Genomic DNA, 24,963 nt, shown 5'->3' on the forward strand with positions numbered 1-24,963 from the left:
GCGATGACCCTTGCCTGGATCGGCCTCGGCGCCAACCTTGGTGACGCGGCCGCCACCGTCGGCGCGGCGATTGCCGCGCTGGACGGCCTGCCCGGGACCCGCCTGCGCCAGGCCTCGCGGCTTTATGCAACGCCGGCCTGGGGCAATGAAGACCAGCCGCCGTTCGTCAATGCGGTGGCCTCGGTCGAAACGACGCTGCCGGCCGATGAGCTGCTGCAGGCGATGCTGGCACTGGAGCAGGGTTTTGGCCGCGTGCGCGATCCGGCGATGCACTGGGGGCCGCGCGCGCTGGACCTGGACCTGCTGCTGTATGGCATGCAGGTACTCGATCAGCCCGGCCTGCAGGTGCCGCATCCGTACCTGCACGAGCGTGCCTTCGTGTTGGTGCCGCTGGCCGAAATCGCGCCGGAACTGACAATTCCTGGCCATGGACGCGTGCAGGATGCAGTGATGCGGGTCGATGCCTGCGGGATCGCGCCGATAGGGTGATAATGACCGGGTTATCTCCCCCGGTTATCAGCACATGAGCACCCACGCAGACAGCAAGCCCTGGACCGTTCCCGCCCTGGCCGAGGCCAAGCGCAATGGCCAGAAGCTGGTCATGTTGACCGCCTACGACGCCGGCTTCGCCCGCACTTTCGACGCCAACGGCGTTGACCTGATCCTGATCGGCGACTCGCTGGGCATGGTCGTGCAGGGCCATGATTCGACCCTGCCGGTAACCGTGGCGGACATGGTCTACCACACCCGCGCCGTGGCCCGCGTGCTGCAGCGTGCGCTGCTGGTGGCCGACCTGCCGTTCGGCGCCGACGCCACCCCGGAGCGCGCGCTGGATGCCTCGTTGCAGCTGCTGCAGGCCGGTGCCGAGATGGTCAAGATCGAAGGTGCCGGCTTCAAGGTCGACATCATCCGCTACCTGGTGGAGCGCGAGATTCCGGTCTGCGCGCATCTGGGCCTGACCCCGCAGTCGGTGCTGCGCCTGGGCGGCTTCAAGATCCAGGGTCGTGGCGACGCCGCGCGCCAGCTGGTGGAAGATGCCAGGGCCGTGGCCGCTGCCGGCGCCAGCATCATGGTGCTCGAATGCGTGCCGACCCCGGTCGCTGCCGAAGTGACCGCTGCGGTGGATGTGCCGACCATCGGCATTGGTGCGGGCCCGCAGTGCGATGGCCAGGTGCTGGTGCTGCACGATTTCCTTGGCCTGGACAGTGGCCATCGCCGTCCCAAGTTCGTCAAGGATTTCCTTGCCGAAGGTGGCTCGGTGGCCGGTGCCACCCGCGCCTATGCCGACGCGGTGCGCGACGGCAGCTTCCCCGACGAACAGCACGCCTACGCCCAATGATCCAGACCTTCAACGAGCTCGGCGCACTGCGCGAGCAGATCGCCCAGTGGAAGCGCGAGGGGCTGCGCGTGGCGCTGGTGCCGACCATGGGCAACCTGCATGGGGGCCACCATTCGCTGGTGACCCTGGCCCGCCAGTACGCCGACAAGGTGGTGGCGAGCATCTTCGTCAACCCGACCCAGTTCGGCCCCAACGAGGATTTCAGCCGCTACCCGCGCACGCCCGAGGCCGACGTGGCCGGGCTGGAGCAGGTCGGCTGCGATGCCGTGTGGCTGCCCAGCGTGGAGGCGATGTATCCGCTGGGCGTGGACAGGACCACGCGCATGCACGCGCCGGGTGTCAGTGAAGTACTGGAAGGCGCCAGCCGCCCGGGACACTTCGATGGCGTGTGCACGGTGGTGGCGCGCCTGTTCCTGCAGGTGCAGCCGGACGTGGCCGTGTTCGGCCGCAAGGACTACCAGCAGCTTGCCGTGATCAAGCAGATGGTGGCCGAGCTGTCGTTCCCGATCCAGATCGTCGGTGCGGAGATCGTGCGGGACGAGGATGGCCTGGCCAAGAGTTCGCGCAACCAGTACCTGAGCGCCGAACAGCGCCCGGTCGCGACCACCCTCCACCGCACCCTGATGGGGATGCGCGAGGGCTACGTCGCGGGGCAGGCGCGCGAGCGCATCGAGGCCGATGCCACCGCTGCGCTGCAGGCCGCCGGTTTCCAGGTCGACTACGCCGTGCTGCGCACTCCGGAACTGGCCGAGCCGACCTTCGACGGCGGTGGCCGCGTGGCGCTGATTGCCGCGCGGCTGGGCACCACCCGCCTGATCGACAACCTGGAGTTCTGAGCCGCATGCGGCTCCGGGGCGCCCGCAATGGGCGCCTCTCACATCCCACGGACGGGAGACTGGACATGACACCCCGCACCACTGACGCCGGCCGCCTTGCCCAGGCCTCGATCTTCGCTGTACTGGCTGCCGGCATGCTGCCGGCGCAGCTGTTCGGCGGCCTGCTGTTCGCATTGGACCTCGGGCGTACGCCGGTGCCGGCCCTGATCGGTGGCGGGCTGATGTTCGTACTGGCGGTCTGCAATGCCATTGCCGTGCTGTTGCCGATGGCGCTGATCCTGCAGTCTCAGCAGCGCCTGCGCCGGGTCGGTTTCGTCCTTGTGGGGTTCGGCCTGGGCGCGCTGGCCATGGCCACCTGTGCCTGGCCGGGCGACGACAGCGGCCCGCTGCTGCAGCGCCTGCGCTACATCGACACCTTCGACGTGATCAGCTATGGCCTGTCAGTGCTGGCTGCCGGGGGCTTCGGTGCGGTGGCCGGCTGGGCGTTCCATGCGGTGTTCCGCCTGTCGCAGGCAGGTAGCGTTGGCCCCATGCCGCCAGCGCTGCCGGGCGAGGGCGCCTGAACGGCCTTCAGCGTCCTGCTGCAGCCCCCTGATGACGGCCAAGCGGGTGCTAGAATCCGCTCTTTCCTTTGCCGTTGCAGCGCCCCCATGCACCTGTCCCTGCTCAAGACCAAGATCCACCGCGCCACCGTCACCCATTCCGAGCTGAACTACGAAGGCTCGATCGCCATCGATGACAACCTGCTGGCTGCCACCGGCATCCGCGAGTTCGAGCAGGTGCACATCTGGGACGTGACCAACGGTGCGCGTTTCTCGACCTACGCCATCCGCGCCGAAGCAGGCAGCGGCGTTGTCTCGCTCAACGGTGGCGCCGCGCGCCACGTGCAGGTCGGTGACATCATCATCATCGCCGCGTTCGCCAGCATGACCGAGCAGGAAGCTGACAGCTTCAAGCCGAAGCTGGTGTACGTTGATGGCAACAACCAGATCACCCACACCAACGACACGATCCCGACCCAGGCCGCATGACAACGAACAACGGATTCGACTCGCTGCATTCCCACGCCCAGCGCCTGAAGGGCGCAAGCATTCCCAGCCTGCTCGCCGCCGAACCCGGCCGTGTACAGGACCTGGCGCTGCGGGTCGGTCCGTTGTATGTCAATTTCGCCCGGCAGAAGTACGATGCCGCAGCGTTGCAGGCGCTGTTGGCGCTGGCTGCCGAGCGTGATGTCGGCGGCGCCATCACGCGCCTGTTCCGCGGCGAGCAGGTCAACCTGACCGAAGGGCGCGCCGCGCTGCATACCGCGCTGCGTGGCGATGTGGTCGATGCGCGGGTGGCGGCCGAGGCCTATGCCACCGCGCGCGCGATCCGCCAGCGCATGGGCGTGCTGGTGCGCGCGCTGGAAGACAGTGGCGTGACCGATGTGGTCAGTGTCGGCATCGGTGGTTCCGACCTTGGCCCACGCCTGGTCGCCGACGCGCTGCGCCCGGTCACCGGTGCGCGCCTGCGCGTGCATTTCGTGTCGAACGTGGACGGCGCCGCCATGCAGCGCACGCTGGCCACGCTGGATCCGGCCAAGACCGCCGGCATCCTGATCTCCAAGACCTTCGGCACCCAGGAAACGCTGCTCAACGGCCAGATCCTGCACGACTGGCTGGGCGGCAGCGAGCGCCTGTATGCCGTCAGCGCCAATCCGGAACGTGCCGCGAAGGCCTTCGCGATCGCCGCCGATCGCGTACTGCCGATGTGGGACTGGGTCGGTGGCCGTTATTCGCTGTGGTCGGCGGTCGGTTTCCCGATCGCGCTGGCGATCGGCTTCGAGCGCTTCGAGCAGCTGCTGGAAGGCGCCGCGCAGATGGATGCGCATGCGCTGGATGCACCGCTGGAGCGCAACCTGCCGGTGCTGCACGGCCTGACCGACATCTGGAACCGCAACGTGCTGGGCCATGCCACGCATGCGGTGATGACCTACGACCAGCGCCTTGCGCTGCTACCGGCCTACCTGCAGCAGCTGGTGATGGAGAGCCTGGGCAAGCGCGTGCAGCGTGATGGTGCGCCGGTCACCACCGACACCGTGCCGGTGTGGTGGGGCGGGGCGGGCACCGATGTGCAGCACAGCTTCTTCCAGGCGCTGCACCAGGGCACCAGCATCGTTCCGGCCGACTTCATCGGCTGCGTGCACAACGATGATCCCTACACGATCAATCACCAGGCCCTGCTGGCCAACCTGCTCGCACAGACCGAGGCACTGGCCAATGGCCAGAGCAGCGATGATCCGCACCGTGATTACCCGGGCGGCCGCCCGAGCACGCTGATCCTGCTCGACGCGCTGAGCCCGCAGGCGCTGGGTGCGCTGATCGCCATGTACGAACACGCCGTGTACGTGCAGTCGGTGATCTGGAACATCAACGCGTTCGACCAGTTCGGTGTCGAGCTGGGCAAGCAGCTGGCCAGTGGCCTGCTGCCGGCGCTGCAGGGCGAGGATGTGGCGATTGCCGATCCGATGACCCGCGAGATCCTGGCGCAGCTGAAGGGCTGAGGTTCTGGTGCCGGCCAGCGGCCGGCACTACCGGTGGTCCTGCCTTCTCGTAGTGCCGGCCGCTGGCCGGCATTCTGGCGATGCCTTCACCGTTCATGAGGTTGCCGGCCAGCGGCCGGCACTACCACGTCACCGGCTCGGGTCGCGCTCCGGGCTCGGCCGCTTGGCCAGCTTGCGCTGCAGCGAGCGCCGGTGCATGCCGAGCAGGCGCGCGGCCGCTGACACATTACCGCCGGTCTCGTGCATCGCCTGCTGGATGTGTTCCCACTGCAGGCGGCTGATCGGCGTCATCGCATCGGGCACTTCCATTTCGCCATCGTCGGCCGGGCCGTCGTCTTCCTCGCCGAGGGCGCGCAGGATCATCGGCACCGTGGCCGGCTTCGGCAGGTAATCATCCGCACCCAGCTTGATCGCCTCCACCGCGGTGGCGATGCTGGCGTAGCCGGTCACCAGCAGGATCCGCATGTCCGCGCGCAGCGCGCGCAGCGGCTGGATCAGTGCCAGGCCGGAATCGCTGCCCAGCTTCAGGTCGATCAGCGCGAACGCCGGTGGATGCTGGCGGGCCAGCGCCAGCGCACTGGCGGCATCCTGTGCGGTTTGTGTTTCAAGCCCCTTGCGGGCCAGGCTGCGTTGCAGGGTACGCAGGTACAGCTCGTCGTCGTCGACCAGCAGGCCCAGGGTGGAATGGTGAAGGCTCATGGGGTGTCCTCGCGTGGGGCCAGCGGCAGGCGGAAGCCGACGCGGCTGCCGGCCCCCTGGGCCGGGCGCATCCACATCTCGCCGTCGAGGCGTTCGATGGTGGCATGGGACAGGGCCAGGCCGACGCCCATGCCCTCGCTCTTGCTGCTGCCGAACAGCTTGCCCGGCAGCACGGCGGCACGGGCGTCGAAGCCATGGCCGTAGTCGCGGACTTCGCCGATCAGGTCGTCGCCTTCGATGCGCAGGTCCAGGTCCACACGTGGCCGGCCGGCCTTCTCGCCGGCATCGGCAGCGTTGTTGAGCAGGACCATCAGCAGATGGCCCACGCCCGGGTCGAGCGGCAGCCGCAGCGGCGCATCGTCGTTGCGGTGCAGGTCGATGGTCGGCCGCACCAGGCGCCATTGCTCCAGTACCTGCTGGGCGCTGGAGTGGCTGCGGCCCGGTGCGTCGGCCGAGGCCGGAGCAGCCAGCGCCAGCACGCGCTCCCGGCACTGCACCAGCAGCTCGCGCAGGGTTTCCATGTCCTCGCGCACTTCCGGCTCTTCGCTGCGCTCGGCGACGTCGTCGGCGAGCAGGGTCATCGTCGCCAGCGGCGTGTTCAGTTCATGCGCCACCGAGGCGGCATGGGTGGCCAGCGCGACGATGCCCTCGTTGCGGGCGAAGCGCTCGCGCAGTGCCGACAGTTCCAGTTCGCGCTCCCGCAGGGCCAGCGCCAGCCGGGTGGAGAAGGCCAGCACCACCGCGGCGGAAATCAGGAAGTTGGCGACCACCCCCCAGCGATTGAGATCCTGCGCGCGGAAATAACCGTCCGGCAATGGCTGGCCGAAGATGCCGCTGGCGGCGTAGCCGAGCAGGCAGGCCAGCGCCACCGCCAGTGCCCAGCGCAGGGGCAGGGCGAACGCGGCCAGTGCGATCAGGATCAGGAACAGTGAACTGAACGGGTTGGCCATGCCACCGCTCCAGCCGACCATCCAGGTCAGGATGATCACGTCCACCAGGATGTGGCCGAATGCGGTCAGCGGCGCGGTGTCGGCCGCTTCCGGGCGCAGTTGGGTATAGATGTTGAACAGAGTCAGCACCGCCACGCCTGCCCACAGCGGCAGCTGCGGCAATGGCAGGCCCAGCACCCAGGTGGCGACCAGGATGGTGGCGGCCTGGCCGCCTACGGCAAGCCAGCGCAGGCTGCACAGGGTACGGAGAAACGGGGCGTCGGGACCGGTCATTCACGCTCATCGTATGCGTTCACGGGCGGCCGTGCCTGCGACAATAGGCCGCAGCCGTGCCACCGGCTGAATGCGAGTCACCCGGAATGCGGGGGCGGGCGGTAGAATGCGCCCATGCACGACGCCGTCACCCGCCCGACTCCTCCCTCCGATGCCACCTCCTGGCCCCGCCGCCAGACCCATGCCGTGCAGATCGGCGGGGTCACCGTAGGCGGAGGCAAGCCGGTGGTGGTGCAGTCGATGACCAACACCGACACGTCCGACGTGGCCTCCAGCGTGAAGCAGGTGGCCGAGCTGTGGCGGGCCGGTTCGGAAATGGTGCGGTTGACCGTCAATACCGTGGAAGCCGCTGGGGCGATTCCGCGCATCGTCGACAAGCTGGCGATGATGGGCATCGACGTGCCGCTGATCGGCGACTTCCATTACAACGGCCACCAGCTGCTGACCGCCGAACCGGCGTGTGCCGAAGCGCTGGCCAAGTACCGCATCAACCCGGGCAACGTCGGCTTCGGCAAGAAGAAGGACCTGCAGTTCGCCCAGCTGATCGAGTTCGCGATCCGCTACAACAAGCCGGTGCGCATCGGCGCCAACTGGGGCTCGCTGGACCAGGCCCTGGCGGCGAAGCTGATGGACGAGAACAACCTGCGCGAGCAGCCCTGGGATGCCGGTCGCGTGCTGCGCGAAGCGCTGATCCGCTCGGCGCTGGATTCGGCCGAGCAGGCGGTGGAACTCGGCCTGCCGCGCGACCGCATCGTGCTGTCGGCCAAGGTCAGTGGCGTGCAGGAGCTGATCGCGGTGTACCGCGACCTGGCCCAGCGCTCCGATTTTGCCCTGCACCTGGGCCTGACCGAGGCCGGTATCGGCAGCAAGGGCATCGTCGCCTCGTCGGCGGCGTTGAGCGTGCTGCTGCAGGAAGGCATCGGTGACACCATCCGCATCTCGCTGACCCCGGAGCCGGGCCAGTCGCGCACGCAGGAAGTGATCGTCGCCCAGGAACTGCTGCAGACCACCGGCCAGCGCGCCTTCACGCCGCTGGTCACGGCCTGCCCGGGCTGTGGTCGCACCACCTCCGAGTTCTTCCAGGAACTGGCCAAGGTGGTGCAGAACCATGTGCGCGAGAAGATGCCGCTGTGGAAGATCCACCACCCGGGTGCGGAGAACATGACCCTGGCGGTGATGGGCTGCATCGTCAATGGGCCGGGTGAGTCGCGGCACGCCAACATCGGTATTTCGTTGCCGGGCACCGGTGAAACCCCGGCCGCGCCCGTGTTCGTCGATGGCGAGAAGAAGGTGACCCTGCGTGGCGAGAACATCGCCCAGGAGTTCGTCGCCCTGATCGACGATTACGTCGAACACAAGTATGTCCGAAGCGCCGGATAAGCCCGCGATCCTCGCTGCGCCGGAGTCCGCCTCCGGTTTCCGCCACTGGATGGCGCGCAATGCCTGGCGCCTGGTGCTGCTGTTCGGTGGCGTGCTGCTGCCGTTGGCGGGTTTCGTCGCCCTGGCCGACGAAGTGCACGAGTTTGAATCGTTCCATTTCGATGCGCCGCTGCTGTGGCAGATGCATGGCCTGCATTCACCGCTGCTGGACCGCTTCTTCGTGCTCATTTCCAGACTGGGCTACGAATGGTTCCTGATTCCGGCCGACGTGCTGATCATCGGCGTGCTGCTGGGCTACCGGCGTTGGCGCGAGGCCACGTTCGTGGCGGTCAGCTTCGTCGGCTCGGCGCTGCTGAACATGGGCAGCAAGCATTTCTTCCAGCGCCAGCGCCCCAGCCTGTGGGAATCGATCGCGCCGGAATCGACGTTCAGCTTTCCCAGTGGCCACGCGATGGGCTCGATGACCCTGGCCGTGACCCTGGTGCTGCTGGCCTGGAATACCCGCTGGCGCTGGCCGGTGCTCGTGCTGGCGCCCTCGTTCAGCCTGCTGGTCAGCGTCTCCCGGGTCTATCTGGGGGTGCATTACCCCTCCGACATCCTGGCCGGGTGGTGTGCCGCGCTGGTTTGGGTGGTAGGGTGCTATCTGGTCATGTTCAGTCGCCGGCATCCTTGGCGACGTCAGGATTCGCCGCCAGCGACGGCCAGCGAAGCATCATCACAGGGGGATTGACGTGGATGACCCCTCCGGGGCGTCTACGTAATAGATCAGTTGTTTCGTTGCAGCAGGTTCTGCAAGACAGGGGGCAAGCACAACGCGCGGTACTGTGATGCGCAAGGCAGAATGCCTGGGTCGCATCTCGAACGCGCTTGCAGGGGTATCGGCGCCCTGCCTAGCTTGACCTGCAATGGCCGCATGCGAAGAGGTACGTGAATGACGATTCGAGTCTACCTGGTGGATGACCACGCACTGGTCCGCACCGGGATGAAGATGATCCTGTCGGGGGAGACCGACATCGAGGTGGTGGGCGAAGCCGAGACCGGCGAAGACGCGCTGCGCGACGTTCGCCAGCTGCTGCCGGACGTAGTGCTGTGCGACCTGCACCTGCCCGGCGTGAGTGGCATGGAAGTGACCGAGCGCATCGTCCGCAGTCACCGCAACACCCGCGTGGTGATCGTGTCGGTGCTGGAAGACGGGCCGCTGCCGAAGCGGTTGCTGGAAGCGGGGGCTGCCAGCTACATCGGCAAGGGCTGCGATGCGCAGGAGCTGCTGCGTGCGGTGCGCGACGTGGCCATGGGCCGGCGCTACCTGGGTACCAGCATCGCGCAGAACCTGGCCTTGTCGACCGTGGAAGGCAACGGCTCGCCGTTCGACAGCCTGTCGCCGCGCGAGCTGGAAGTGGCGTTGCTGCTGACCCAGGGCCTGCGCCAGGAAGACATCGCGCGGCGCTTGAGCCTGAGCGCGAAGACGGTGAACACGCACAAGGCGCGGCTGTTCGAGAAGATGGGGATCCACGACAACATCGCGCTGGCGCGCATGGCCAGCCAGTATGGGCTGGTGGATCCGGCACGGCCGCTGTGAGGGATTCGGCCAACGGCTGAGCCCCTCGCGGTGTGCGGCAGGATTGTGGTGGTTGGCCGGGCGGATGGGCTGTGCAGGGGACGCTGCAAGTACGTCCATGTAAGCTCGGTCGCCGCATCCATGCGGCTCACGCCCCTGCACAACCCATCCGCCCGGCCACGGACAGGTTCCGTGCGCGTCCACCGCGGAATGAAGAAGGAAGAGCAGGAGCGGGTCGCGCGCTGTGCGCGCTCATAGCCTGGGATCGGATCCCTTTCCCTGCGGGAAAGGGCTCTGACCCCGTGTCGCGGAGCCGGGCGTGGGCTCGGCTCTACAGTTGCGTCGGGCTCAGTGGCTGCGTACGCGCTTGATGATCTTCGCGGCGTCGGCGGCGCTGGCGCGGACCTTGTCCCAGGCACCGTCGGCGATCCAGTTGCCCGGCACCATCCACGAACCGCCGATGCAGACCACGTTCTTCTGCTCAAGGTACTCGGCGGCGGTGTTTTCGGTGATGCCGCCGGTCGGGCACAGCTTGAGGTCGGCGACCGGGCCGGCCAGCCCCTTGATCATCGCCAGCCCGCCCACGGCCGTGGCCGGGAACAGCTTGCACACGCGGAAGCCACGCGCATACAGCGACAGCAGCTCGGTCGGCGTGGCCGCACCCGGCACCACCGGCAGCGGCGCAGCGGCCAACGCATCGGCCAGCGCCGGCGGCGTACCCGGGGTCACCAGGAAGTCCGCGCCCGCATCGATGGACTGCTGCATCTGCTCAACGGTCAGCACCGTACCCGCACCCACCACCACGTCCGGCAGCTCGCGCTTGAGCATTGCCAGCGCTTCCATCGCCACCGGCGTGCGCAGCGTCAGCTCAATCGCCGGCAAACCGCCTTCCAGCAGTGCCGCGCTGACCGCACGCGCCTGGTCCAGCGTATGAATCGTCACCACCGGCAGGATGCCCGCCGCATGCAACAGCTCCGCCGCCTTCACCTGATGTTGTTCGATACCCATAGCTCTGCTTCTGCCTTTGCTTCTGCGTTTGAATTTGATTTTCAGTGATCACTTCGCGGCGTCGATGCGCCGGAGAGAGTGATGCGGCGGAGGGCAGGCCGTCGTCAGGACCGTTCGCGCCATGGATGGCGCGACCGAGCCTACAGGGATGTATTCACGGCGTGTCCTGGCGACGGCCTGCCCTCCGCCGCCACCAGCACACTCACCGCCGCCACCAGCACACTCACCGCCGCGACACACCCGCAACGCCCTTCACACCTCAGGCGTCCTTCGCCTCATGCGGCGCCGCTGCAGCTGCCGCATCGTGCCCCAGCTCGTATTCCGCGTCGTACTCCCACGGCCCGCCATCGGCCGCCGCCGGCCCGCACGAAATCGAAATCGCACCCTGGTCGGCCGGACCCACCACGCGACGGTTGATCGCGAACAGGTTGCGGCCCAGGTCATGCGCGGCAGGCGCCGTGTTCGGCGCCAGCGGACGCGCCGCCCATTCGGCCGCGTCCACCAGCACTTCCAGCGTGCCGGCCTCGCCATCGAGGCGGATCATGTCGCCTTCGCGGACCTTGGCCAGCGGACCACCGCGCGCCGCTTCCGGCGTCACGTGGATCGCCGCCGGAATCTTGCCCGAGGCGCCGGACAGGCGGCCGTCGGTGACCAGTGCCACGCGCCGGCCCTGGTTCTGCAGCAGGCCCAGCAGCGGCGCCAGCGAGTGCAGTTCCGGCATGCCGTTCGCACGCGGGCCCTGGTAACGCACCACCGCCACGAAATGCTCGGGCAGCAGGCCGCCGGCATGCAGCTTGTTCAGCACCTGCGGCGCATCGACCACCACGGCGGGGGCTTCGATCGTGCGGTACTGCGGCTTCACCGCCGACAGCTTGATCAGCGACTTGCCCAGGTTGCCGCGCAGCAGGCGCAGGCCGCCCTGGTGCTCGAACGGGTTGTCGACGCCGCGCACCACCTCGTCATCGGCACTGCGTTCCAGGCCGGGCAGATAGACCAGCTGGCCGTCACGCAGCTGCGGTTCGCGCGCATAGTCGGCCATGCCGCCGCGCGCCACGCTGACCAGATCGCCGTGCATCAGCCCGGCCTTGATCAGCTCGCCGAACACGAACGCCGGGCCACCCGCCGCAGCGAAACGGTTCACGTCGGCCTCGCCGTTCGGATAGACGCGCGCCAGCAGCGGGATCAGCTGCGACAGCTCGTCGAAGTCGTCCCAGGTCAGCACGATGCCGGCTGCGCGCGCTACTGCGATCCAGTGGATGGTGTGGTTGGTCGAACCGCCGGTGGCCATCAGCGCGATGACCGCGTTGATGATCGCGCGCTCATCGATGATCCGGCCGAGCGGGCGGAAGTCGTCGCCCAGTGCGGTGATGTCGAGCGCGCGCTCGGTGGCTTCACGGGTGAGGGCATCGCGCAGCGGCGTACCCGGGTTGACGAACGATGCGCCCGGCAGCTGCACGCCCATTGCTTCCAGCAGTACCTGGTTGGAATTGGCGGTTCCGTAGAAGGTGCAGGTGCCGGCGCCGTGGTACGACGCGGACTCCGCTTCCAGCAGTTCTTCGCGGGTGGCTTCGCCAGCGGCGTAGCGCTCGCGCACTTCGGCCTTCTGCTTGTTCGGGATGCCCGGGGTCATCGGGCCGGCCGGCACGAACACCGCCGGCAGATGGCCGAAGGCCAGCGCGCCGATCAGCAGGCCCGGCACGATCTTGTCGCACACGCCGAGGTAGACGGTGGTGTCGAACATGTCGTGGCTGAGCCCGATCGCGGTGGCCTGCGCGATCACATCGCGCGAGAACAGCGACAGTTCCATGCCGCCCCGGCCCTGGGTGACGCCGTCGCACATCGCCGGCACACCGCCGGCCACCTGTGCGGTGGCGCCGAGCTCGCGGGCGATCTCGCGGATCTGCTCGGGATAGGTCTCGAACGGCTGGTGCGCCGACAACATGTCGTTGTAGGCGGTGATGATGCCGAGGTTCGGCGTCACGCCGCCGCGCAGGCGGCTCTTGTCGGTACCGCCACAGGCGGCGAACCCGTGGGCGAGGTTGCCGCAGCTCAGGCGGCTGCGGAACGGGCCCTCACGCAGGGAGGCGTCGATCGCGGCCAGGTAAGCGGCGCGCGAAGCGGCGCTGCGGCGGATGACGCGCTCAGTGATGGTTTGCAGTTGCGGATGGAGGCTCATTGGCTACCGGCGTTCGAGGTGGCGAGAGGCAAGCGGCGGCACGGCGCCGCCGCCGACATCAATCAGCCCAGTGGACGCGCAGGCGCGCGCCTTCCAGGTTGATCGCATTGAGGATCGGGTGCTGCTGGGCGTCGTTGCTGTCCAGGGCCTGGCGCAGTACCTGCAGCTTCTGCTTGCCACGCAGCAGCAGCAGGCGCTGGCGGCACTGGCGCAGGCCATGCGGGGTCAGGGTGATGCGCAGCGGCCACTGGTTTGCGCCCGGGCAGCCGGTGGCATCCAGTGCGGCGTAGGGCAGGGTGCTTTCCAGTGCGCGGGCCAGGTCCTTCGAGCCCGGGAACAGCGAGGCGGTATGGCCGTCGTTGCCCATGCCCAGTGCCACCAGGCTCGGCGGCTGGCTGTGCTGCGCCTGCAGGTTGGCGGTGTACACGCATTCGGGCAGGGGCTTGCCGATCCGCACCAGCGGATCGAAATGGGCGCCCTCGGCGCGCTTCAGCAGGTGTTCGCGCACCAGCCAGGCATTGCTGTCGCGATCCTGCGGCGACAGCCAGCGCTCGTCGGCCAGGCTCACTTCCACCCGGTCCCAGTGCACGTCCAGTTCGGCCAGGGCCTGGTAGACCGGTGCCGGCGTGGTGCCACCGGACAGCAGGATGCGGGCACGGCCCACTTCGTTGATGTCGTGGTTGAGGGCCTGCGCCATCTCGGCGGCCACCGCTTCGATCCAGCCATCGGCATCGCCATGGTTGATGAACTCGATGCGGTCGTCGTGGAAAGTGGTGGGGCTCATGCGGCAACTCCAGGTGCGTCACGTTCGGCGTCGGCGGCATAGGCGGCGGCGCCCAGCAATCCGGCGTGGGGATGCATCACCGCCAACGAGGGCACGCGCGCCATGATCGAGGAGAAGCGTCCCTTGTGTTCGAAGCGCTGGCGGAAACCGGAGTGCTGCAGCGAATCGAGCATCTTCGGGGTCAGCCCGCCGGTCAGGAACACGCCGTCCCACGCGCCCTGGGTCAGTACCAGATCGCCAGCAATGGCGCCGAACACGGCGCAGAACACATCGACGGTGCGCATCGCCTGCGGATCACCGTGCAGGGCGCGGGCAGTCACGTCCACCGGCTGCAGCTGGCCCGGATCGATCCCGGCCATCTCGCATACGGCGCGGTGGATGTTGACCAGCCCGGGGCCACAGATCAGGCGCTCATTGGAGACGCGGCCGAACTGTTCGGACAGGATCTCAAGGATGCGGATCTCCTCCGGGGTTCCTGGCGGGAAGCTGACATGGCCGCCTTCGGTTTCCAGCGGGTAGCAGCGCCCGTGGCGCAGGATCAGGCCGCCGACACCCAGGCCGGTACCCGGCCCGATCACCGCATAGTTGCGTGGCTGGCCCGGCTTGCCCGGCACCCAGGCGGCGCCGCCGACCTGGACCACGTCATCGGGCTGCAGCAGTGAAATCGCCATCGCCTGTGCGGCGAAGTCGTTGATCAGGTGCAACTCGTCGAACCCGAGCATGGCGGCGGTGCGGCTGCGCGAGATCACCCACGGATGGTTGGTGATGCGTGCTTCGTCACCATCCACGCGACCGGCCACCGCGAACACGCCGCGGCTTGCCGTGGCGCCGATCTGTTCCAGATGGTGGCGCGCGGCATCACCCAGCGACGGGAACTCCGCCACCGCGTACTCGCGGATGCTGTCCTTCAGCAGCGGTGCGTCCAGCGACGTGTCGGCCAGGGCGAAGCGGGCGTTGGTGCCACCGATGTCGGCGACCAGCACCGGCTGCGAGCTGGCACTCATGCCGACGCTCCGCTGTCCGGCGCGTCCACGCCCTGCGGCAGGAACTCGCCCGCGTTGGCCGGGCCCCACTGGCCGGCGGGGTAGGGTTCCAGCGGCAGCTTGGCGTCCTTCCAGGCATCGGCCACGCTGTCGATCCAGGCCCAGGCAGCACGCACTTCGTCGTCGCGCACGAACAGCGTGTGGTTGCCGTTGAACGCATCCAGGAACAGGCGCTCGTAGGCGATGCGGCGGTGCAGGCCGGTCGGCACCGACAGTTCCAGTTCCAGCGGATGCAGCTCCAGCGCGCCCCATTCCGGGCCGGCCAGGCTGCTCATCAGGCCCAGTTCGATGTTTTCCTGCGGCTGCAGCTGGAATACCAGGCGGTTCGGTGCGGCCTGTGCGCGCTGCGGGCGCTCGAACAGCCAGTGGGTGACCGGCTTCAGCGTGACCACCACGCGGGTGGTGCGTTCGGGCAGGCGCTTGCCGGTGACCAGGTGGAACGGCACGCCGCTCCAGCGCCAGTTGTCGATATGCGCGGTGACACCGGCGAAGGTTTCCACGTCGCTGCCTTCCGGCGGCTGGTAGGCCTGTGCCGGCTGGCCGTTGATGGTGCCGGCGGTGTAGCGGCCACGGATGCTGTCACGCGCGGCGTGCTTGGCATCGAGCGGGCGCAGGGCGCGCAGCACCTTGACCTTCTCGTCGCGGATGCGGTCGGCTTCCAGCGAGGCCGGCGGTTCCATCGCCACCATGCACAGCAGCTGCAGGATGTGGCTCTGCACCATGTCGCGCAGCGCGCCGGAGCGGGCGTAATAGGCATCGCGGCCATCCACGCCTTCGCTTTCGGCCACCAGGATGTGCACCGATTCGATGTAGTTGCGGTTCCACACCGCTTCCAGCAGCGTGTTGCCGAAGCGCAGTGCGATCAGGTTCTGCACCGCCGCCTTGCCCAGGTAATGGTCGAGGCGGAACACGCGGTCCTCGTCGATCCACTGGCCGATGGTGCTGATGATTTCCTCGGCGCTCTCGCTGTCGCTGCCGATCGGCTTTTCCAGCATCAGGCGTGCCGGCGCGGCGAGGGCGCCACCCTTGGCCAGGCCTTCGCAGGTGGAGATGTACAGGCCCGGCGGGATGGCCAGGTAGCTGACGCACTTGCGGTGCACCAGGTCGGCGACCGCGGCGGCAACCGAGTCGACGTCGCGCAGGTCCACCGAACGGTAGTCGATGCGGCGCAGCAGGGCGCTGATGTCGTCCTGCGTGGCCATCGGCATGGCCTGCTGCAGGCGCGGCCGCAGGATGTCATGGAAGGCTTCGGTGTCATGCCCGGACAGGGCCAGTGCGCGGATGCGGAAGTCCTCCGGCAGCAGGCCGTCGCCAAGCAGGCGAAGCAGCGAAGGGAACAGGTAGCGCTGGGCCAGATCACCTGTGGCACCGAACAGGAAGAGGGTGTCGTGCATCGCTCGAGTTTCAGATCCGGGTGACATCGTTGTCAATCGCTTCATGGCTGGGTTCGGGGGACATCCGCGCAACTGCCTGTCCGAGGCTCGTCAGGGGCGTTCTCCGGGGTACCGGAAGACCGTTCCATTCGAAACCACTACCTCGGCGGAACCTTCGTTCAACCGCCGACGCAGATCGGTGCGCACCGATCATCGGATAGTGCCACGTGAAAACGTTTACATGGCAGAATGGGCAACTGTATTCGATTGCAGTGCTCGCCGTCATGCGGCAGGCGCGCAATCATCACTGCCATCGGGAGGGCCGAGGCAGTCCCAAAAGACAGCCCGGCTTCGGGCGGACCGGATAGGTGATATGGCAAAAGTGCAGTTGCAGGGTGTGCGCAAGGTCTATGACAACGGCCAGGTCGCGGTGAAGGACGCCAGCTTCGAGGTCGCCGATGGCGAGCTGATGGTGCTGGTCGGCCCGTCCGGCTGTGGCAAGTCGACCCTGCTGCGGATGGTGGCTGGCCTGGAAGAGATCAGCGGCGGCACGCTGACCATCGGTGATCGCGTGGTCAACGATGTGGCGCCGAAGGACCGCGACATCGCGATGGTGTTCCAGAGCTATGCGCTGTACCCGCACATGACCGTGGCCGAGAACCTGGCCTTCGGGCTGAAGCTGCGCGGTCATGACAAGGCGACCATCGACAAGCGCATCGCCGAGGCGGCGCAGACGCTGGGCCTGACCGAGATGATGGACAAGCTGCCCAAGGCGATGTCCGGTGGCCAGCGCCAGCGTGTTGCGCTGGGCCGTGCGCTGGTGCGCGAACCGGCGGTGTTCCTGCTCGACGAGCCGCTGTCCAACCTGGATGCCAAGCTGCGCCACAGCGTGCGCACCGAAATTGCGCAGCTGCACCGCAAGCTGGGCACCACCATGATCTACGTGACGCACGACCAGGTCGAAGCGATGACCCTGGGCCAGCGCATCGTGGTGCTGAAGGACGGCATCATCCAGCAGATCGATACGCCGATGGCGCTGTACGACCGCCCGGCCAACCTGTTCGTGGCCGGCTTCCTCGGCAGCCCGGCGATGAACGTGCTGCGCGGCACGCTGCAGGGTGACGCCGGCGGCGTGACCGTGGTCGACGGCGAGTGGCGTGCACCGCTGGGCCAGGCCACGATCGATCCGGCATGGCTGCAGAAGCCAATCGCGGTGGGCGTGCGTCCGGAACACCTGCAACCGGCGGCTGCCGATGATGCGCATGCATTCACCGCGCGCATCGAAGGCATCGAACCGGTCGGCAACGAGATCTTCGTCAATCTGAGCAGTGGCCAGCATGCGCTGACCATGCGCGTGGCGCCGCAGACGCTGCCGGCGGTGGGCGAGCAGATCCGCGTGGCGATCCACCCGCAGGGCCTGCACTTCTTCAACCCGGAAACCGGCGAGCGCCTGTAAGCGGTAGTGCCGGCCGCTGGCCGGCAACCTCAACCATGCGTGGTTGCCGGCCAGCGGCCGGCACTACCATTCATTCACCGAAGGCGTGCGGACCAGCGGTCCGCCCCCACCGGGTTCAGTAGATCCACGCCATGCGTGGATGAGAACCCACCGGATTCAGCGCGCCAAGCCGTCCAGCAGCGGCATGCGCTGCGCCACCGCGTCGCCCACCTGCAGATCAGCGTCGCTGGCCTCCAGCGGCAGCACCGCCAGCGCCAGGTCGCCGGCCACGCTGGCGATCGTGCCCAGCGCCGCGCCGTCCTGCTGCACGCCATCGCCGGCCCGTGCCGGTGCGGCGGTATGCAGCAGCTGCACCGCGCGCTTGGCCTTGCCGAGGAAGTGGGTGCGGGCGACGATTTCCTGGCCGGGATAGCAGCCCTTCTTCACGCTGTAGCCGTTCAGGCGGTCCAGGCCGAGCTGCTGCGGGGTCCACACTTCGCGCTGGCTTTCGTCCAGCCGCGGCAGGCCGTAGCGCAGGTCGGCCTGGCGCCAGGCCAGGGTGAAGGCGGCCTCATCAGCTTCGCTGCCGGCGGCGAAGGCATCGGCGCTGCCGATACGCAGGGTGCGCGGCAGGGCATCGCTGCCCAGGTCCAGCTCCCAGCCGTCTCCTGCGGTCTGCGCAATGGCGGCGCCGCTGGCGGCCTCGGGTGCGGTGAACGCGCCGGCCACCGCCAGATCGCTGCGCACCTCCACCTTCACCTTGCGGCGGAACACGAAGCGCTGCAGTTGCGACGCAATCGCATCGGCATCGCCGTCGGCCAGTACCAGCATCACGTGGTCGTCGGCCAGCCGAAGCAGCTGGAACACCGCCAGGGTGCGGCCCTTGGCGCTCAGCCAGGCACTCCACTGCCAGTGCTGCAGGGGCAGGGCGGTGACATCGCTGCTGAACTGGGCGTGGGCAAAGACAGCCGCATCCGGGCCTTGCAGGCTCAGCAGCTGGTGGCCGGGCAGGCGCGGATATCCGACGAAAGCAGGGGGCAGGTTGTCAGGCACGTGAACGAGGTCTAAAATTTGTGCGTTGCGAGACCGAACATGATAGGCCAAACAACCCCCACTCCCGACGACGAATCTGAAGCCCCGCTGGTCCCCGCGGCACCCGTGCCCGTGGAACAGGAAAAAGCAGAAGAATTCGGCGGCCGCGGCGGACTTGATCCGGTGCGGTATGGCGATTGGGAGAAAAACGGACGCTGCATCGATTTCTGATCAGCATTGAGCCAACGCGGCCGCGTGCCGCCCAGCCGAGACAACGAGCCCAGCGAATGGCGACCAGACAACGCCCACTTTCCCCGCACCTTCAGGTGTATCGCTGGCAGATTCAGATGGCCACCTCGATCCTGCATCGAGCCACTGGCGTCTTTCTGTCTGTTGGTGCCCTCATCATCGCCGCCGGCCTGCTGGCCCTGATGATGGGGCCCGAATCCTGGAACTGCTTCACCGGCCATGCCGGGGCCTGGTATGGCCGCGTGTTCCTGTTCGCGTGGACATGGTCGTTCGCCTATCACCTGTGCAATGGCATCCGCCATGTGGTGCAGGACTTCGCCATCGGCTTCAGCATCCCCGCCTTCATCCGCAGCAGCTGGCTGTCGGTCATCGGCAGCCTGGTGATCACCCTGCTGGTGTGGGCCTATGTGATGTTCGGAGGTGCCGCGTGAGCAAGTTCCGTACCCCGTTGAAGAACGTGCGCGGCCTTGGCTCGGCCAAGACCGGCACCGAGCACTTCGTGCACCAGCGCTTGACCGCCGCCGCCCTGGTGGCACTGGGCATCTGGTTCCTGGTCTTCGTGCTGGGCCTGCTGGGCTCGGACTACGCGACCGCCGCCGCCGCCGTGGCCAAGCCGTGGAACGCCGTGCCGCTGATCGGCCTGCTGATCGCCATGTTCTGGCACGCGCAGCTCGGCATGCAGGTCGTGCTGGAAGACTACATCCACGAATCGCTGCTGGCCCTGGTGCTGCAGACCGCGGTGAAGTTCGTCGCCGTGCTCGGCATGATCGTCAGTGTGTTTGCGGTGGGCCGCATCGCCCTCGGCGTTGCCTGAGCCCAGGCACCAACACAGGAATCCAGATTAGATGTCCGCTTACAAGATCACCGAACACAAGTACGACATGGTCGTGGTCGGCGCCGGCGGCGCCGGCCTGCGCGCCACGTTCGGCCTGGCCGCCAAGGGCCTGCAGACCGTGTGCCTGACCAAGGTCTTCCCGACCCGTTCGCACACCGTTGCCGCCCAGGGCGGTATCTCGGCCGCACTCGCCAACATGGGCGAGGACGACTGGCGCTACCACTTCTTCGACACCATCAAGGGTTCGGACTGGCTGGGCGACCAGGACGCCATCGAATACATGTGCCGTGAGGCCATCCCGGCCATCATCGAGCTCGAACACTACGGCGTGCCGTTCTCGCGCACCGCCGAAGGCAAGATCTACCAGCGTCCGTTCGGTGGCATGACCACCAAGTACGGCGAAGGCCCGGCGGCGCAGCGTACCTGCGCGGCGGCCGACCGTACCGGCCACGCGATGCTGCACACCCTGTACCAGCAGTCGCTGAAGCACGATGCGCGCTTCATGATCGAGTACTTCGCACTCGACCTGATCTTCGATGACGAAGGCGCCTGCCGCGGTGTGCTGGCGCTGGACATGTCCGACGGCACCCTGCACCTGTTCCGCGCCCAGGGCGTGGTGCTGGCCACCGGCGGTTACGGCCGTGCCTACTTCAGCGCCACCTCGGCGCACACCTGCACCGGCGACGGTGGCGGCCTGGCCATGCGTGCCGGCATCGCCATGCAGGACATGGAGTTCGTGCAGTTCCACCCGACCGGCATCTACGGCGCCGGCTGCCTGATCACCGAGGGTGTCCGCGGTGAAGGCGGCATCCTGCGCAACAGCAGCGGCGAGCGCTTCATGGAGCGCTACGCACCGCACTACAAGGACCTGGCCTCGCGCGACGTGGTCAGCCGTTCGATGACCATCGAGATCCGAGAAGGCCGCGGCGTCGGCGAGCACAAGGACCACATCCTGCTCGACCTGACCCACCTGGGCCCGGGCGTAATCGACGAGAAGCTGCCGGGCATCGCCGAGAGCGCCCGCATCTTCGCCGGCGTCGACGTGCACAAGCAGCCGATCCCGGTCATCCCGACCGTGCACTACAACATGGGTGGCATCCCGACCAACTACCACGGCGAAGTCGTGCGCAAGGTCGGCGACAACCCGGATGCGGTGGTGCCGGGCCTGTACGCCATCGGTGAAGCGGCCTGCGTGTCCGTGCACGGCGCCAACCGCCTGGGCTCGAACTCGCTGCTGGACCTGGTGGTGTTCGGCCGTGCGGTGGCCAACCGCTGCGCCGAGACCATCAAGCCGGGCGCTTCGCACAAGCCGCTGCCGGCCGATGCCTGCGACAAGGCGCTGGGCCTGCTGGACAAGCTGCGCCACGCCAACGGCGATACCCCGACCTCGGTCATCCGCGATCGCATGCAGCGCACCATGCAGGCCGACGCGGCGGTCTTCCGCACCAGCCAGACGCTGAAGGAAGGCTGCGAGAAGATGGACAAGATCTTCGACTCGTTCCAGGACGTGAAGGTCTCCGACCGTTCGCTGGTCTGGAACTCGGACCTGATCGAGACCTACGAGCTGAACAACCTGCTGCTCAACGCGGTGGCGACGATCAACTCGGCCGAACAGCGCAAGGAGAGCCGCGGCGCGCATGCGCACGAGGACTATCCGGACCGCGACGACGTCAACTGGCAGAAGCACACCCTGGTCAGCGTCGACGAGAAGGGCAAGTGCAGCTTCGACTACCGTCCGGTGCACATGTACACGTTGACCGACGACGTGTCCGTGGTGCCGCCGAAGCCGCGCGTGTACTGATCCGACCCCGCCTACCATGCAATCCGCGCCCACGGGCGCGGGCCGCCTGAGCCAACGAGAGCAGCCATGGCCGAGTTTTCACTCCCCAAGAATTCCAAGATCACGAAGGGCAAGCACTTCCCCGTCAAGAACGGCGGCAAGAACGTGCGCACCTTCAAGATCTACCGCTGGAGTCCGGACGACGACAGCAACCCGCGCACCGATACGTATGAAGTCGATCTGGACGCCTGCGGCCCGATGGTCCTGGACGCCCTGATCAAGATCAAGAACGAGATCGACCCGACCCTGACCTTCCGCCGCTCGTGCCGCGAAGGTATCTGTGGTTCGTGCGCGATGAACATCGACGGCACCAACACCCTGGCCTGCACCCGAGCCATCTCGGACTGCGGCAAGAAGGAAGTGCCGATCTACCCGCTGCCGCACATGAACGTGGTCAAGGATCTGGTTCCGGACCTGACCCACTTCTACGCGCAGTACGCCTCGATCAAGCCGTGGATCCGCACCCAGACTCCGGCACCGCCGGACCGTGAGCGCCTGCAGTCGCCGGAAGACCGCAAGAAGCTGGATGGCCTGTACGAGTGCATCCTGTGCGCCTGCTGCTCGACCAGCTGCCCGAGCTACTGGTGGAACGGCGAGCGTTACCTGGGCCCGGCGATCCTGCTGCAGGCCTACCGCTGGATCATCGACTCGCGCGATGAGGACACCGGTGCGCGCCTGGACGATCTGGAAGATCCGTTCAAGCTGTACCGCTGCCACACCATCATGAACTGCGCCCGGACCTGCCCGAAGGGCCTGAACCCGGCGCTGGCGATCGCCGAGATCAAGAAGCTGATGATGGAACGCCGCGCCTGATCGGGCCCGGCTGTACCCGGTAGAGCTACGCCACGCGTGGCTTTGCCACCCCAGCAAAGCCACGCCATGCGTGGCTTTGCTGTATCTGGAGAAACACGATGGAAGAAGATGTTCTGCTGAAGAAGCTGCGCTGGCGCTGCCGCCGCGGCATGCGTGAGCTGGATCAGCTGTTCGGCCGTTACCTGGACCACGAGTGGAGCACTGCGCCGACCGAAGAGCGCGAGGTTTTCCTGTTCCTGCTCGACTGCGAGGACGATAAGTTGTGGCGCTGGTTCATGGGCTACGAGGCCTGCCCGCATGCGCACGCGATCCCCCTCATGCAGAAGATCCTCGCCCTCAAGCCTTGAGTGGCGCCCCTCGCGGCTGCAGGCCGCCGCCCAGTTGGCGGTGCTGCTGGCTGCGCCCTTGCTGCTGCGCGCATCGGATCTGCCTTCACGGCTGCTGATGCCCGCGGTGGTGCTGGCCTGGTGCGTGGGCCTGGCCGAACTGGCCTGGCGCCAGCGCAGGCCACGCGTGCCGGTGCTTCTGCCGGTACCGCCCGAGCCGCTGCAGGTGGCCGGGCAGGACGCCGATGCACCACAACTCGTCGTGCGTGGCCCATGGCTGTTGTTGCTCTGGCGTGAGGAACGGCGCCGCCGGCGCCTGCTGTTCTGGCCCGATGTGCTCGATTCCGGGCAGCGACGTGAACTGCGACTGGCCGTGGCCGCACGTGCCGTTTCCCGTCGGCCCCGTACGATGGCACCATAAGCTGAATTGACCGGCGTGCCTGCATGTTCAAACCCATTCCCGTGGCCATTGGCCTGCGCTACCTGCGCGCCAAGCGCCGCAACGGCTTCATCTCCTTCATCTCGATGGCATCGATCCTGGGCATCGCGCTCGGCGTCACGGTGCTGATCACCACCCTGGCGGTGATGAGCGGTTTCCAGAAGGAAATCCGCAGCCGCCTGCTGCAGATGACCGCCCACACCACCATCAGCCGCGACGGCGAGCCGATGCCGGACTGGATGCGCGTGGTCGACATCGCCCGCAAGGATCCGCGCGTGGCCGGTGCCGCGCCGTACATCGAGATCCAGTCGATGATCAGCGGCCCGCGCGTGCAGGGCGCGATCATCCAGGGCATCGATCCGGCACTGGAGCCGAAGGTGTCGGTGATCGACAAGAAGGTCACCAAGGGCAGCTATGACAGCCTCACGCCGGGCAGCTTCAACCTGCTGCTGGGCAAGGAACTGGCGATCTGGCTGGGCGTGGACGTAGGCGACCAGGTGCTGGTGACCTTCGCCGAAGTGCAGGGCACGCCTGCCGGTGCGGTGCCACGAATGAAACGCTTCACCGTCAGTGGCATCTTCGAGGCCGGCTACAACGAGGTCGACCGCGGCGTCGGCTTTGCCAACATGCAGGACCTGGAGCGGGTGCTGCGCAGCGACGGTGCCACCGGCGTGCGGCTGAAACTGCACGACATGGACCGCTCGCTGGAAGTGGGCGTGGACCTGGCGCAGAGCCTTGGCGGTGCGTACCGCGTGAGTGACTGGACCCAGCAGAACGCCAATCTCTACCACTCGCTGCGCATGGAGAAGGTGGTGATGGGCATCCTGCTGTCGCTGATCATCGCCATGGGCGCCTTCAACCTGGTGTCCTCGCAGGTGATGCTGGTGACCGACAAGCAGGCCGACATCGCCATCCTGCGCACGCTGGGCCTGACCCCGGGCGGGGTGATGCAGGTGTTCATGGTGCAGGGTTCGCTGATCGGCATCTTCGGCACGCTGGCCGGCCTGATCGGCGGCATCACCCTGACCCTCAACCTGGAACGCATCCTCGGCGCGATCGAGAGCGTGTTCAACGTCAAGCTGCTGCCGGAGGACGTCTACTACATCACCGGCCTGCCGACCGACATGCAGACCGGCGACGTGGTAGCGATCACCGTGGTCGCGCTGCTGATGAGCTTCCTGGCCACCCTGTATCCCGCCTGGCGGGCAGCACGCACCCAGCCGGCGGAGGCCCTGCGTTATGAATAAGGTCTTCAACCGCGGCGATGAAGTGATCCGCGCCGAAGCACTGGGCAAGACCTACGCCGAAGGGCGCATGCAGACCCCGGTGTTCGATGGCCTGGACCTGACCGTGACCGCCGGCGAAACCGTGGCGATCATCGGCGCCTCTGGTGCGGGCAAGAGCACGCTGCTGCACCTGCTGGGCGGGCTGGATATTCCGACCGCGGGCGAGGTCTACGTGACCGGCCAGCGCATGTCGGCGCTGTCGGACACCGCGCGTGGCCTGCTGCGCAACCAGGCGCTGGGCTTCGTCTACCAGTTCCACCACCTGCTGCCTGAGTTTACCGCGCTGGAAAACGTGATGATGCCGGTGCTGCTTGCCGGCACCGCCGTGGCCGAAGCGAGCAGCCGGGCCACCACGCTGCTGGAAGCGGTCGGCCTCGGCCATCGCCTGGACCACAAGCCGGGCGAGTTGTCCGGCGGCGAACGCCAACGTGCCGCGGTGGCTCGTGCGCTGGTCAATCATCCGGCCTGCGTGCTCGGCGACGAGCCGACCGGCAACCTGGATGACCGTACTGCGGGCACCGTGTTCGAGCTGATGCTGGAACTCAACCGCGCCCGTCACACCAGCCTGGTACTGGTCACCCACGACCGCAGCCTGGCGCGGCGCCTGGACCGGGTGCTGGAGCTGCGCGAAGGGCGCCTGCACGCACTGGCCCACGCCGACGTCTGAGCGGCCGGCAACGGCCGCCTCCCGGCGCCTGAACGGGTTTACCTGCCATCGCGCCGGCCGCACATCGGCCGGCGCATGAT

At 67.5% G+C, this 24,963-nt stretch carries 27 protein-coding genes; 19 read left to right on the top strand and 8 right to left on the bottom strand.

Annotated elements, in window-relative coordinates; all coding sequences use genetic code 11:
* The first annotated feature begins 3 nt into the window (after window positions 1–3).
* The 6 genes from folK to pgi all read left to right on the top strand — a co-directional run bounded on the left by folK (window position 4) and on the right by pgi (window position 4,717).
* Complete coding sequence (gene folK / locus ACUZUJ_RS08415) at window positions 4–489, top strand: 2-amino-4-hydroxy-6-hydroxymethyldihydropteridine diphosphokinase (protein ID WP_014036788.1); 486 nt, start codon at window positions 4–6, stop codon at window positions 487–489.
* 34 nt (window positions 490–523) lie between these two features.
* On the top strand, window positions 524–1,339 hold the full coding sequence (gene panB, locus ACUZUJ_RS08420) for a 3-methyl-2-oxobutanoate hydroxymethyltransferase (protein ID WP_004153072.1): 816 nt from the start codon (window positions 524–526) through the stop codon (window positions 1,337–1,339).
* Window positions 1,336–2,175 carry a pantoate--beta-alanine ligase gene (gene panC, locus ACUZUJ_RS08425; RefSeq protein ID WP_049447197.1) on the top strand — a complete coding sequence of 280 codons (840 nt, stop codon included), beginning with the start codon at window positions 1,336–1,338 and terminating at the stop codon, window positions 2,173–2,175. The genes panB and panC overlap by 4 nt, the downstream gene beginning before the upstream one ends.
* A gap of 65 nt (window positions 2,176–2,240) precedes the next feature.
* Window positions 2,241–2,738 (top strand): hypothetical protein, encoded by a 498-nt coding sequence (locus ACUZUJ_RS08430; RefSeq protein ID WP_458220953.1) that lies wholly within the window; start codon window positions 2,241–2,243, stop codon window positions 2,736–2,738.
* An 87-nt stretch (window positions 2,739–2,825) separates the two neighbouring features.
* Window positions 2,826–3,206 carry an aspartate 1-decarboxylase gene (gene panD / locus ACUZUJ_RS08435; RefSeq protein ID WP_006432456.1) on the top strand — a complete coding sequence of 127 codons (381 nt, stop codon included), beginning with the start codon at window positions 2,826–2,828 and terminating at the stop codon, window positions 3,204–3,206.
* Complete coding sequence (gene pgi / locus ACUZUJ_RS08440) at window positions 3,203–4,717, top strand: glucose-6-phosphate isomerase (protein WP_458220952.1); 1,515 nt, start codon at window positions 3,203–3,205, stop codon at window positions 4,715–4,717. Before panD ends, pgi begins: the two co-directional genes overlap by 4 nt.
* Window positions 4,718–4,846: 129 nt before the next feature.
* On the opposite strand, the gene ACUZUJ_RS08445 is transcribed toward pgi, so the two are convergent.
* Both ACUZUJ_RS08445 and ACUZUJ_RS08450 read right to left on the bottom strand, forming a co-directional pair.
* A complete protein-coding gene (locus ACUZUJ_RS08445; protein WP_012510702.1) occupies window positions 4,847–5,416 on the bottom strand; it encodes a response regulator transcription factor in 570 nt (189 codons plus the stop codon).
* Window positions 5,413–6,639, bottom strand: a complete 1,227-nt coding sequence (locus ACUZUJ_RS08450; protein ID WP_119007669.1) for an ATP-binding protein — start codon at window positions 6,637–6,639, stop codon at window positions 5,413–5,415. Before ACUZUJ_RS08450 ends, ACUZUJ_RS08445 begins: the two co-directional genes overlap by 4 nt.
* A 114-nt stretch (window positions 6,640–6,753) precedes the next feature.
* On the opposite strand from ACUZUJ_RS08450, the gene ispG reads away from it, so the two are divergent.
* The 3 genes from ispG to ACUZUJ_RS08465 all read left to right on the top strand — a co-directional run bounded on the left by ispG (window position 6,754) and on the right by ACUZUJ_RS08465 (window position 9,598).
* Window positions 6,754–8,019 (top strand): flavodoxin-dependent (E)-4-hydroxy-3-methylbut-2-enyl-diphosphate synthase, encoded by a 1,266-nt coding sequence (gene ispG / locus ACUZUJ_RS08455; protein ID WP_458220980.1) that lies wholly within the window; start codon window positions 6,754–6,756, stop codon window positions 8,017–8,019.
* Window positions 8,000–8,749: a phosphatase PAP2 family protein gene (locus tag ACUZUJ_RS08460; RefSeq protein WP_119007670.1), complete on the top strand. Its 750-nt coding sequence runs from the start codon at window positions 8,000–8,002 to the stop codon at window positions 8,747–8,749. Before ispG ends, ACUZUJ_RS08460 begins: the two co-directional genes overlap by 20 nt.
* Window positions 8,750–8,950: 201 nt before the next feature.
* Window positions 8,951–9,598 carry a response regulator gene (locus tag ACUZUJ_RS08465; RefSeq protein WP_458220981.1) on the top strand — a complete coding sequence of 216 codons (648 nt, stop codon included), beginning with the start codon at window positions 8,951–8,953 and terminating at the stop codon, window positions 9,596–9,598.
* Window positions 9,599–9,925: 327 nt separating this feature from the next.
* On the opposite strand, the gene eda is transcribed toward ACUZUJ_RS08465, so the two are convergent.
* The 5 genes from eda to zwf form a co-directional block, all read right to left on the bottom strand.
* Window positions 9,926–10,585: a bifunctional 4-hydroxy-2-oxoglutarate aldolase/2-dehydro-3-deoxy-phosphogluconate aldolase gene (gene eda / locus ACUZUJ_RS08470; RefSeq protein ID WP_049445493.1), complete on the bottom strand. Its 660-nt coding sequence runs from the start codon at window positions 10,583–10,585 to the stop codon at window positions 9,926–9,928.
* A 259-nt stretch (window positions 10,586–10,844) separates the two neighbouring features.
* Complete coding sequence (gene edd, locus ACUZUJ_RS08475; protein WP_458220979.1) at window positions 10,845–12,761, bottom strand: phosphogluconate dehydratase; 1,917 nt, start codon at window positions 12,759–12,761, stop codon at window positions 10,845–10,847.
* A gap of 58 nt (window positions 12,762–12,819) precedes the next feature.
* On the bottom strand, window positions 12,820–13,545 hold the full coding sequence (pgl, locus tag ACUZUJ_RS08480) for a 6-phosphogluconolactonase (protein ID WP_458220978.1): 726 nt from the start codon (window positions 13,543–13,545) through the stop codon (window positions 12,820–12,822).
* Window positions 13,542–14,549, bottom strand: a complete 1,008-nt coding sequence (glk, locus tag ACUZUJ_RS08485) for a glucokinase (protein ID WP_458220977.1) — start codon at window positions 14,547–14,549, stop codon at window positions 13,542–13,544. The genes pgl and glk overlap by 4 nt, the downstream gene beginning before the upstream one ends.
* Window positions 14,546–15,982 (bottom strand): glucose-6-phosphate dehydrogenase, encoded by a 1,437-nt coding sequence (gene zwf, locus ACUZUJ_RS08490; protein ID WP_049445486.1) that lies wholly within the window; start codon window positions 15,980–15,982, stop codon window positions 14,546–14,548. The genes glk and zwf overlap by 4 nt, the downstream gene beginning before the upstream one ends.
* A 352-nt stretch (window positions 15,983–16,334) precedes the next feature.
* Here zwf and ACUZUJ_RS08495 point away from each other — a divergent pair, with 352 nt between their 5' ends.
* Complete coding sequence (locus ACUZUJ_RS08495; protein ID WP_458220976.1) at window positions 16,335–17,417, top strand: ABC transporter ATP-binding protein; 1,083 nt, start codon at window positions 16,335–16,337, stop codon at window positions 17,415–17,417.
* Window positions 17,418–17,573: 156 nt separating this feature from the next.
* Here the strand turns inward: ACUZUJ_RS08495 and ygfZ are convergent, their stop codons facing one another.
* Window positions 17,574–18,449: a CAF17-like 4Fe-4S cluster assembly/insertion protein YgfZ gene (ygfZ, locus tag ACUZUJ_RS08500; RefSeq protein ID WP_458220393.1), complete on the bottom strand. Its 876-nt coding sequence runs from the start codon at window positions 18,447–18,449 to the stop codon at window positions 17,574–17,576.
* Between the two features lie 39 nt (window positions 18,450–18,488).
* Between ygfZ and ACUZUJ_RS08505 the strand changes: the two genes are divergently transcribed.
* From ACUZUJ_RS08505 to lolD, 9 genes are all read left to right on the top strand, one after another.
* Window positions 18,489–18,659: a DUF1674 domain-containing protein gene (locus tag ACUZUJ_RS08505; RefSeq protein WP_005409075.1), complete on the top strand. Its 171-nt coding sequence runs from the start codon at window positions 18,489–18,491 to the stop codon at window positions 18,657–18,659.
* Window positions 18,660–18,715: 56 nt separating this feature from the next.
* On the top strand, window positions 18,716–19,108 hold the full coding sequence (sdhC, locus tag ACUZUJ_RS08510; RefSeq protein ID WP_024958620.1) for a succinate dehydrogenase, cytochrome b556 subunit: 393 nt from the start codon (window positions 18,716–18,718) through the stop codon (window positions 19,106–19,108).
* The gene (sdhD, locus tag ACUZUJ_RS08515) at window positions 19,105–19,491 is read left to right on the top strand and encodes a succinate dehydrogenase, hydrophobic membrane anchor protein (RefSeq protein WP_049400952.1); all 387 of its coding nucleotides are present in this window, start codon (window positions 19,105–19,107) and stop codon (window positions 19,489–19,491) included. Before sdhC ends, sdhD begins: the two co-directional genes overlap by 4 nt.
* Before the next feature lie 31 nt (window positions 19,492–19,522).
* A complete protein-coding gene (gene sdhA, locus ACUZUJ_RS08520) occupies window positions 19,523–21,313 on the top strand; it encodes a succinate dehydrogenase flavoprotein subunit (protein ID WP_049445482.1) in 1,791 nt (596 codons plus the stop codon).
* Between the two features lie 66 nt (window positions 21,314–21,379).
* Window positions 21,380–22,165, top strand: a complete 786-nt coding sequence (locus ACUZUJ_RS08525) for a succinate dehydrogenase iron-sulfur subunit (protein WP_005409079.1) — start codon at window positions 21,380–21,382, stop codon at window positions 22,163–22,165.
* 98 nt (window positions 22,166–22,263) lie between these two features.
* A complete protein-coding gene (locus ACUZUJ_RS08530) occupies window positions 22,264–22,512 on the top strand; it encodes an FAD assembly factor SdhE (protein WP_005409080.1) in 249 nt (82 codons plus the stop codon).
* The gene (locus ACUZUJ_RS08535; RefSeq protein WP_049445481.1) at window positions 22,463–22,912 is read left to right on the top strand and encodes a hypothetical protein; all 450 of its coding nucleotides are present in this window, start codon (window positions 22,463–22,465) and stop codon (window positions 22,910–22,912) included. Before ACUZUJ_RS08530 ends, ACUZUJ_RS08535 begins: the two co-directional genes overlap by 50 nt.
* Window positions 22,913–22,935: 23 nt before the next feature.
* A complete protein-coding gene (locus ACUZUJ_RS08540) occupies window positions 22,936–24,177 on the top strand; it encodes a lipoprotein-releasing ABC transporter permease subunit (RefSeq protein ID WP_014036805.1) in 1,242 nt (413 codons plus the stop codon).
* Window positions 24,170–24,883, top strand: a complete 714-nt coding sequence (gene lolD, locus ACUZUJ_RS08545; RefSeq protein ID WP_014036806.1) for a lipoprotein-releasing ABC transporter ATP-binding protein LolD — start codon at window positions 24,170–24,172, stop codon at window positions 24,881–24,883. Before ACUZUJ_RS08540 ends, lolD begins: the two co-directional genes overlap by 8 nt.
* Window positions 24,884–24,963 lie beyond the last annotated feature (80 nt).

The sequence above is a fragment of the Stenotrophomonas sp. S4 genome (genome assembly GCF_054187805.2).